This window comes from uncultured Anaerovibrio sp. (assembly GCF_947302755.1).
Taxonomy (GTDB): domain Bacteria; phylum Bacillota; class Negativicutes; order Selenomonadales; family Selenomonadaceae; genus Anaerovibrio.
This window is the reverse complement of record NZ_CAMYWM010000115.1, coordinates 1-8,460: the sequence shown is the minus strand read 5'-3', so window position 1 is coordinate 8,460 and position 8,460 is coordinate 1. Positions and strand designations below refer to the sequence as shown.

At 48.3% G+C, this 8,460-nt stretch carries 5 protein-coding genes and 1 other annotated feature; all 5 genes read left to right on the top strand.

Annotated features, from left to right (window positions below):
* Positions 1-126: 126 nt before the first annotated feature.
* Positions 127-351, bottom strand: a binding site (T-box leader).
* 175 nt (positions 352-526) lie between these two features.
* The gene (locus Q0Y54_RS10215; protein ID WP_297967276.1) at positions 527-1,003 is read left to right on the top strand and encodes a YhcH/YjgK/YiaL family protein; all 477 of its coding nucleotides are present in this window, start codon (positions 527-529) and stop codon (positions 1,001-1,003) included.
* Between the two features lie 36 nt (positions 1,004-1,039).
* A complete protein-coding gene (locus Q0Y54_RS10210; protein ID WP_297967273.1) occupies positions 1,040-4,816 on the top strand; it encodes a phosphoribosylformylglycinamidine synthase in 3,777 nt (1,258 codons plus the stop codon).
* A 538-nt stretch (positions 4,817-5,354) separates the two neighbouring features.
* Positions 5,355-6,854 carry a glycerol kinase GlpK gene (gene glpK, locus Q0Y54_RS10205; RefSeq protein WP_297967270.1) on the top strand — a complete coding sequence of 500 codons (1,500 nt, stop codon included), beginning with the start codon at positions 5,355-5,357 and terminating at the stop codon, positions 6,852-6,854.
* Between the two features lie 133 nt (positions 6,855-6,987).
* Positions 6,988-7,716 carry an MIP/aquaporin family protein gene (locus Q0Y54_RS10200; protein ID WP_297967268.1) on the top strand — a complete coding sequence of 243 codons (729 nt, stop codon included), beginning with the start codon at positions 6,988-6,990 and terminating at the stop codon, positions 7,714-7,716.
* A 177-nt stretch (positions 7,717-7,893) separates the two neighbouring features.
* On the top strand, positions 7,894-8,460 hold a 567-nt coding region (locus Q0Y54_RS10195), incomplete at its 3' end, for a dihydroxyacetone kinase subunit DhaK (RefSeq protein WP_297967265.1).

Sequence of the window (8,460 nt, the reverse complement as noted above, 5' to 3'; positions counted from 1 at the left end):
CAGTAAGTTTACTACGAAATCTTAGCAAATCAAATCCGAAGGATGCAGATGAGCTCTAGATTTCGTTGTAAGGGCGTAGTGCGAAATAACGTTTCGCACGAAGTTTACTAAAAAAGCCCCGTCCGATAAAAGGACGAGGCATATTCCCGTGGTACCACCTTATTCGGCCCTGGAGGACAGAGCCACTCAAGCTGCCATTATCGCTGGCTGACGGCAGAATTTTTATCCCCTGGAGGATATAATAATCTGCGGCTCATGAATAGCTTTCCGCCTATTAATAATAGCAATTTTCACCAACCATTGCCTCTCTGAATTATTTCGTAAGCGTACTTTTTCAATCATCGCCTTTGCAATATAAAATTCTTTTGCATACTATAGCACATTGAATTTTTTTTTGCAAGAGGTCGTATTTGATATTGTTTTCAATAGTACAGAATTGTTTAATTTCCTTCGTTGCATTAAAAGGCATATTTGAGTACAATTAAAAAAGGATTAAATTCGCTGCTTGTTAAAGGAGTCGATTATTTTGGTACTTGGAAAAATCAGAGAAGCAGGCGCAGGCTTTACAAAATTCCCTGAAGCCATACGGAAGGCCTTGTTTTTTTTGGCTGAGCACAATTTCAATGAAATGGAAGACGGTACTTATCCTATTGATGGGAAAAACAGCTATGCCATTGTGCAGCGTTATAATACCAGAATACCAGAAAGCGGTAAGCCGGAGGCCCACAGAAAATTTGTGGATATCCAATATGTTGTAAAGGGCAAGGAGGAGCTGGGCTGGTGTCCATTAAATCCGGAGCTCATAGAAATAATACCCTATGATTATGAAAGGGATATAGTGTTTTATGAAAGGCTTGTGCCCGGCAGCAGTATTGTGTTGGATGAGGGTACCTTTGCCGTCCTTTATCCTGCTGACGTACATCGTCCCTGCGGTTCCCTGGATGGTAAGCTCGAACCAGTTACCAAGGTGGTCGTAAAGATTGCCGTGGATTATATAAAATGATGCTGTTTAATTATTAGTATTTTGGAGGCATGATTGATGACTGTAAGAAGAATTTACGTGGAAAAGCGCCAGGGCTTCTATGATATTCCTGCTCAGCAGCTTTGTGATGATCTCATTGAGAGCTTTCGCCTGACTGAACTGAGAGCTGTACGATTATTTAATCGTTACGATATCGAGGGCCTTAGCGATGAGGAATACGCTACAGTAAAGGCTGTTGTATTTTCCGAGCCACCGGTGGATGTTGTGTACGAGGAAAAGCTTCCTGAGTTTCCCAAATCCAGGATGTTTGCAGCCGAATATCTGCCAGGACAGTATGACCAAACCGCAGACTCTGCGGCCCAGTGCGTGCAGCTGGTTACCCAGAAGGAACGCCCCATAATTGCAACTGCGCGGGTTGTGGTTTTGGTTGGAAGCATTGATGATGCCACCTTTGCCAAGATAAAGGATTATTATATAAATGCAGTGGAAAGCCGCGAGGCAAAGCTGGAAAAGCCGAAGTCCCTGGAAATGAATTTACAGCCTCCCAAGGATGTGGAGCTGCTCAGCGGATTTACGTCAATGTCTGAAAATGATCTTAAGGGCTTCATGGACAGCCGGGGCTTTGCCATGAGCTTTGACGATTTAAAATTCTGTCAAAAATACTTCCGGGATATTGAGCATCGTGACCCGACTATTACTGAAATTCGGGTTATTGATACATATTGGTCCGATCATTGCCGCCATACCACCTTTACCACAGCCATAGATTCTGTGGCTCTTGAGCAGGGCTACTATACGCCGGCTATTGCCAAGGCCTATCGCCAGTATCAGGAGGACCGGGAACTGGTATACAGCGACGAGGATCGGGATGTTACCCTTATGGATTTGGCTGTTATAGGCATGAAAACCCTGAGAAAACAGGGGAAGCTGGATGATTTGGACAAATCAGAGGAAATAAATGCCTGCAGCATTGTCGTTAATGCGGATATTGGCGGCAAAAATGAGGAATGGCTGGTTATGTTCAAAAACGAGACCCATAACCATCCCACGGAAATTGAGCCCTTTGGCGGTGCGGCCACCTGTCTGGGTGGTGCCATTCGTGATCCCCTGTCCGGACGCTCCTACGTTTATCAGGCTATGCGCGTAACAGGGGCGGCTGATCCACGTCGGCCTATTTCGGCTACCATAAAGGGAAAGCTGCCCCAGAAGAAGATTACCCAGGGGGCGGCGGCCGGCTACAGCTCCTATGGAAATCAGATTGGCCTGGCTACCGGCCAGGTGGCAGAGGTTTATCATGAGGGCTTTATGGCCAAGCGCATGGAAATCGGTGCTGTTATTGCGGCGGCACCAAAGGTCAATGTAGTGCGTGAGGTTCCGCAAAAGGGGGATGTGGTAGTATTGGTTGGGGGCCGTACCGGCCGTGATGGCTGTGGTGGAGCCACCGGCTCCTCCAAGGAGCATACCACAGAATCCCTTACTACAGCCGGGGCAGAGGTGCAGAAGGGCAATCCGCCAACAGAGAGAAAAATACAGCGTCTGTTCCGCAATCCGACGGTGAGCCGGATGATTAAGCGGTGTAATGATTTTGGTGCCGGCGGAGTATCTGTAGCCATTGGTGAGCTTACCGACGGCCTGATTATTAACCTGGACTCCGTTAAGAAAAAATATGATGGCCTTGATGGTACAGAGCTGGCCATTTCTGAATCCCAGGAGCGCATGGCGGTGGTTCTGGACGCCGGGAATGTGGAAGAGTTTATCAAATTTGCCGATGAAGAAAATCTCGAGGCAACTGTGGTTGCCCTGGTTACCGACAACAGACGCCTGGTAATGAAATGGCGCGGCCATGATATCGTAAATCTCAGCCGGGATTTTCTGGATACCAATGGGGTTAAGCAGCATATCGAGGTTGAGGTGGCTGCCCCGAAGCGGGAGGCCTGCTATTTCAAACGGCTGTCCAAGAAAATCGAGGCCTTGGGCCGCGATGTGGAAAAGGCCTGGCTGGAAAATCTCAAGGATTTGAATGTTTGCAGCCAAAAGGGACTGGCTGAGCGGTTCGATTCCACCATTGGCGGCAATACGGTTCTTATGCCCTTTGGCGGTAAGCATCAAATGACGTCTGCAGAGGGCATGGTGGCCAAATTACCGGTTCTGGGAGCTGAAACCACCACGGCAACGGCCATGACCTATGGCTATAATCCATATCTTATGGAATGGAGTCCCTTCCATGGGGCAGTTTACGCAGTGGTAGAGGCTGTGGCCAAGATGGTGGCCCTGGGTGGTCGGGCTGATACCATCCGCATGACCTTCCAGGAATATTTTGAGAGCCTTGGCAAGGATCCGGTTAAATGGGGGAAGCCCTTCAGCGCCCTTTTGGGAGCCTTGTGGGCCCAGCATCAATTTGAAATTCCGGCGATTGGCGGCAAGGATTCCATGTCCGGTACCTTTATGGATATGACCGTTCCGCCTACCCTGGCCTCCTTTGCCGTAGATGTTTTGAAGGCAGACAATGCTATTTCCCCGGAATTTAAGTATGCCGGCAATAAGGTTTATTACGTAGAGGCTCCCCGGGATGAATATGAGATGCCGGATTTTGCCTATCTTAAAAAGGCCTATGGGAGAATTAGTCAGCTTATCAGTGAAAAGAAGGTATTTGCCGCCTCCAGTGTTCGCATGGGCGGTGTGGCAGCGGCCATTACCAAAATGTGTCTCGGCAATAATATTGGCTTCAGGTTCAGGGCCTTTATGGAAAAGGATGAATTATTCCGGGCTGATTATGGCGGCATAATTCTGGAGCTGGCTGATAATGTAGATGTGGACCTGGCATTAAAGGGCCTGCGGTACACTGAGCTGGGTGAAACTACGGTGGTTACCAGTATTGTGTGCGACGATGCGGTTATTACCCTGCCGGAGGCCTTGAGGGCCTACACCAGTCCATTGGAGAAAATTTTCCCTACAAGGGTTAAAATGGAAAAGAAGACTGTTAAGGAGTCCTTCTATAGAAGCGGCAATCGCATCACTAAACAATTAACTATTGCCCAGCCAAGAATTTTCATACCGGTATTCCCGGGGACAAATTGTGAATATGATTCGGCACGGGCCTTTGAACGGGCCGGTGGTGCCCCCCAGACCCTGGTTATCCGCAATCTGACCCCATCGGCAGTTGAGGAATCTGTGGAAGCCATCGTAAAGGGCATTAAGGCAGCCCAGATCGTAATGCTGCCGGGTGGCTTCAGTGGCGGCGATGAACCGGATGGCTCCGGCAAATTCATTGCGGCCATGTTCCGCAATCCGCGGATTAAGGAGGCTGTCCATGAGCTCCTTCAAAAGAGGGATGGCTTAATGCTGGGGATATGCAATGGCTTCCAGGCCTTGATTAAGCTGGGCTTGGTTCCTTATGGAGAAATTCGCGATTTGACCAGCACCTCGCCAACCCTTACCCACAATCAGATTGGCCGCCACGTGTCCTGCATGGTTCGCACCAAGGTGGTATCCAATCTGTCACCATGGTTTAACAACGTGAAGGTAGGAGATATTTTCACCATTCCGGTGTCCCACGGCGAAGGACGCTTTGTGGCTGACCGGGAAGTGGTGGCTAAGCTGCGTATCAATGGACAGATTGCCACCCAGTATGTGGGTGCCACCGGTGAGCCAACCTCTGATATACCATTTAATCCTAACGGCTCTGTAAGTGCCATAGAGGGGATCACCAGCCCTGATGGACGTGTCCTCGGGAAAATGGGTCATTCTGAGCGCATCGGTGAGAATGTTGCCAAAAATGTTCCCGGAAAGCAGGATCAGCAGCTCTTTGAAGCAGGCGTAGGATATTATAAATAAAGTACAGCATGATATTGTGCAGTATTGCATATAGTAAATACAGTATGCTGCAGGTGTGCTTCTCCCTTTTGGACAAAGGCGGAGAAGCACATTTTTTATTTGAAACACAAATTTTACGGTTGTTCAGAATTATTGTTCAAAACTTTTTTAAAAAATTTTCAAATTTTAGAAGGATTTGACAATTATATGGAGAAATATATACGCGAGGAAAAAGTTAATGCGTCCGATTGTGTTTCCTATGCCGGGAAAATGGCAGGGAAAACCGCTTATCGGCTGTGTTCAGTGCTATGAGTTCAGCCACCTTACCCATGAGAGGATTCTTATATGTGCTTCCGGGCCAGGGCGAAAAGGCCGTCGGGATTAGCATTTGTGATGGTGGGCACCATATACTGGAGCAACGGTTTTGATTCGGGTATCATGTAGTTGTATGCAGCAGGGATAAATCGGGGGCAGCAATTAACTTAACCTTTTTCGAGCTGATAAAATCGGGGGATTGAGTCAGCTGCCGTATATTAAATTTAGAGGGGGATTTTTCAAAATGGCAAAGAAGTATGTAATGGCGTTGGATGCAGGTACCACTAGTAACAGAGCTATCATCTTTGATGAGAATTCCAAGATCGTAGGCGTTTCTCAGAAAGAGTTCACTCAGATATTCCCACAGCCAGGTTGGGTTGAGCATGATGCAGATGAGATTTGGAGCACCATGACTACTGTAATGAAGGAAGCTCTTGAGCAGAGTGGTCTTGCAGCCAGTGACATCGCAGCTATCGGTATCACCAACCAGCGCGAGACTGCAGTTGTTTGGGATAAGAACACTGGCCGTCCAGTATACAATGCGATTGTATGGCAGTCCCGTCAGACCGCAGATATCGCTGATGGCTTGAAGAAGAAGGGCCTCACAGAGGAGTTCAAGTCCAAGACTGGTTTGACTATCGATGCATATTTCTCCGGTACCAAGATTACTTGGATTTTTGAGAATGTAGAGGGCACTCGTGAGCGCGCAGAAAAGGGCGAGCTGCTCTTCGGTACCATCGATACTTGGCTTATTTGGAAGCTGACCGGTGGTAAAGCTCATGTAACTGATTATTCCAATGCTTCCCGTACTTTGATGTACAACATCAAGGAACTGAAGTGGGATGATGCTCTTCTCGGATATCTCGGTGTTCCTAAGTGCATGCTTCCAGAGGTTCGTCCATCCTCTGGCGTATATGGTGAGGCTATTCCTTCCATTTTGGGTGCTGCTATTCCTGTTGCAGGTGCTGCAGGTGACCAGCAGGCTGCTCTCTTTGGTCAGAACTGCTTCGAGCCAGGTATGGCTAAGAATACCTATGGTACTGGCTGCTTCATGCTCATGAACACCGGTACTGATATCTATGATTCCAAGAACGGTCTGGTTACTACCATCGCTTGGGGTCTTGATGGCAAGGTTGAGTATGCTCTTGAGGGTTCCATCTTCGTAGCAGGTTCCGCTATTCAGTGGCTGCGTGACGGCGTTCGCATGGTAGACTCCGCTCCGGATTCCGAGTGGGTTGCCAAGAAGGTTCGTGACACCGCCGGTGTATATCTCGTTCCTGCATTTGTAGGTCTTGGTGCTCCATACTGGGATCAGAACGCTCGTGGTATGATCATCGGTATTACCCGTGGTACCACCAAGGCACATATCGTTCGTGCAACTCTGGAGTCCTTGGCATATCAGACCAAGGATGTTCTGGGGGCTATGGAAGCAGATTCCAACATTAAGCTGGCTTCCCTGAAGGTTGACGGCGGTGCTGTTGCCAACAACCTGATGATGCAGTTCCAGGCTGATATTCTGGGCGTTCCTGTAGATCGTCCTCAGATCATCGAGACTACTGCCCTTGGTGCAGCATACCTCGCTGGTCTCGCTGTAGGCGTTTGGAACAACAAGGAAGAGCTGAAGACTGCCTGGAAGCTGGATGTCCGCTTTGAGCCAGTAATGGATAAGTCCGAAGCCGACAAGCTCTACAAGGGCTGGCAGAAGGCTGTTAAGCACTCCATGCATTGGCTGGATGAGGACTAATCGAGGCTTAGCTTCGTGATTTAACTGATTTATATTTTAGAATTCAATGTCTGGTACCGGCTCCATTGGGGGGCTGGTACCGGATATGAATTACTGCAATTATTTTTTATGTTTTTGAAAGAGGGATAAGAAAATGGATAATTTGTTAGGCGAGTTCGTCGGCACCATGGTACTGATGGTGTTCGGTTGCGGTGTTAATGCAAATATGACTTTGGCTAAATGCTATGGTCGCGGCGGCGGCTGGATCTGCACAACTACCGGCTGGTGCTTTGCAGTTGTAATGGGTGTATACACCTCTGTGGCTTTAGGTGCTCCTCAGGCTGATATCAACCCATCCGTTACTATTGCCAAGACCTTGGCAGGCGTTTATACCTGGGATCAGTTTGCAGCTACCTCTATCGTTCAGATCCTTGGCGGTATCCTTGGTGCTATCATTGTTTATCTCGCATATCTCCCACATTGGGGTGAGACTGAAGGAAGCAAGCTGGGTGTATTCTCCACTGGTAACGCTTGCGGTAACCAGATGACTGCATTCATCTCCGAGTTTATTGCTACTTTCTTCCTGATGTTCGGTATTTGGTGCATCTTCTCCAAGGGTGTTCAGGGCTCCATCGGCCTTGCTCCTGGCTTTGGTCCATATCTTGTAGGTTGCTTGATCTGGGCTCTTGGTCTGTCCCTTGGCGGTACCACCGGTTATGCGATGAACGCAGCTCGTGACCTTGGTCCAAGAATTGCCCATGCAATTCTTCCTATTCCTGACAAGGGCGACAGCAACTGGGGTTATGCCTGGATTCCAGTAGTTGCTCCTCTTTGCGGTGGTGTTGCAGCTTACGTTGTATCCAGCGCTTTCGGTATTATCTGATAGCAATTTGCTTGCTTAAGTAACTGAACATCCCCACTTGTGGCTTCATGGGTGGGGATGCTTTTATTAAATAGGGGTATTAGATTTCGTGTAAATAGGGGTATTAGATTTCGTGTAAGGGCGTAGTGCGAAAAACGTTTCGCACGAAGTTTATTAATTTTTCAGGAGGGATTTGTTGTGAAGAAGCTCATTAATGAAGTAGTAAATGTTGAGGAAGAAATGATTCTTGGTTTAGTTAAATCCGCACCGGATAAGCTTCGTAAATTGGACTGCGGCACAGTTGTGGTAAGGGCCAACAAGAAGGTGGGCAAGGTTGCCCTGGTTTCCGGTGGTGGCAGCGGACATGAACCTGCACATGGCGGTTATGTCGGGGAAGGCATGCTGGACGGCGCTGTAGCAGGAGCTGTCTTTACTTCTCCTACCCCGGATCAGATTTATGAAGCTATCAAGGCTGTGGCTACCAATAAGGGCGTTCTCTGTATTGTAAAGAACTACACCGGCGATGTCATGAACTTTGAAATGGCTATTGACATGGCCAAGGATGAGGGCATTGAGGCTGATTATGTAGTAGTAAATGATGATGTGGCTGTTAAGGATTCCCTTTACACCACTGGACGCCGTGGCGTGGCCGGTACTGTATTGGTACACAAGATTGCCGGCGCATTGGCAGAGACCGGTGCCAGCCTGGCAGAGGTTAAGGCCGTGGCCGAAAAGGTTATTGCCAACGTACGTACCATGGGTATG

What these genes read in the sequence shown, in the direction of transcription:
- Q0Y54_RS10210 (WP_297967273.1), top strand. Translation starts at nt 1,040, where the DNA reads ATGACTGTAAGAAGAATTTACGTGGAAAAGCGCCAGGGCTTCTATGAT.
- glpK (WP_297967270.1), top strand. Translation starts at nt 5,355, where the DNA reads ATGGCAAAGAAGTATGTAATGGCGTTGGATGCAGGTACCACTAGTAAC.
- Q0Y54_RS10200 (WP_297967268.1), top strand. Translation starts at nt 6,988, where the DNA reads ATGGATAATTTGTTAGGCGAGTTCGTCGGCACCATGGTACTGATGGTG.